Here is a 1,231-nt window from a genome sequence, read left to right as displayed (position 1 = left end):
GCATGCTCGTCGTCATCGCGGCCGTGTTCCTGGGGCTCGGGTTGTGGCAGGTGCGCTGGCAGCGACGTCTTGTGGTGCTCTCCAACAAGTTGAACAACCAGGCGTTCCAGACGCTGCGGGGCCTGCCCAAGCTGCGGGTGGCGGCGGCCGAGAACTACGCGTACGCCGCGTGGGCGTCGGAGTTCGCGCGCAGCCGGGAGCTCCAGCAGAAGGTCGGCCGCATCAAGAACCTCACGACGGTGCTGGGCGCGGTGTACCTGCCGCTGTGCACCCTGCTGATGTTCATGCTGCTGGCCGGTCCGGCCCGGGGCTCGATGTCGGCGGCGGCGTTCCTCACCTTCAACACGTCGGTGACGATGGTGCTGACCTCCGTCACCCAGCTGACGGGCTCGTTCGTCTCGGCGGTGGCCGCGCTGCCGCTGTTCGAGGAGATCAAGCCGGTGCTCGACGCCACGCCGGAGGTGCGCACGGCGAGCACCCGGCCGGGTCCGCTGACCGGGGCGATCGAGGCGCGGCGAGTGTCCTTCCGTTACTCGGACGACGGTCCGCTGGTCCTGGACGACGTGTCGTTCGAGGTGCGGCCGGGCGAGTTCGTCGCGGTCGTCGGCCCGAGCGGCTGCGGAAAGTCGACGCTGCTGCGGCTGCTGATCGGCTTCGACCGGCCCGTGTCGGGCAGCGTGCTCTACGACGGGCAGGACCTGGCGGCCCTCGACCAGTCGGCGGTGCGCCGCCAGTGCGGTGTGGTGCTCCAGCACGCTCAGCCGTTCACCGGTTCGATCCTGGACGTCATCTGCGGCACCGAGCCGTACACGCCGGAGGAGGCGATGGCGGCGGCCGAGATGGCCGGTCTCGCCGAGGACATCAAGCGGATGCCGATGGGACTGCACACCATCGTCGCGGGCAGCGGAGCCGTCTCCGGCGGCCAGCGCCAGCGGCTGATGATCGCCCAGGCGCTGATCCGCCGGCCGCGCATCCTCTTCTTCGACGAGGCGACCAGCGCGCTCGACAACGAGACGCAGCGCACGGTCATCGAGAGCACCAAGGCTCTCCACGCCACCCGGATCGTCATCGCGCACCGGCTGTCGACCGTGCTGGACGCCGACCGGGTCGTGGTGATGGAGGACGGCAAGGTCATCCAGCAGGGCCCGCCCGCGCAGCTGCTCGCCGACACCGGCGGGCGACTGCACGAGCTGGTGCGGCGTCAAATGGCGTGAGGGGTCAGTCCACTCCC

1 protein-coding gene is annotated in these 1,231 nt (G+C 70.3%); it reads left to right on the top strand.

Features of this window, described 5'->3' with window-relative positions; translation table 11 throughout:
* On the top strand, nucleotides 1-1,214 hold a 1,214-nt coding region (locus ABZ281_RS49870), incomplete at its 5' end, for an ATP-binding cassette domain-containing protein (RefSeq protein WP_356665518.1).
* Between the last annotated feature and the right edge of the window lie 17 nt (nucleotides 1,215-1,231).

The sequence above is a fragment of the Streptomyces sp. NPDC006265 genome (genome assembly GCF_040613555.1).
Taxonomy (GTDB): domain Bacteria; phylum Actinomycetota; class Actinomycetes; order Streptomycetales; family Streptomycetaceae; genus Streptomyces.
This window is presented reverse-complemented; position numbering and strand designations above follow the sequence as displayed.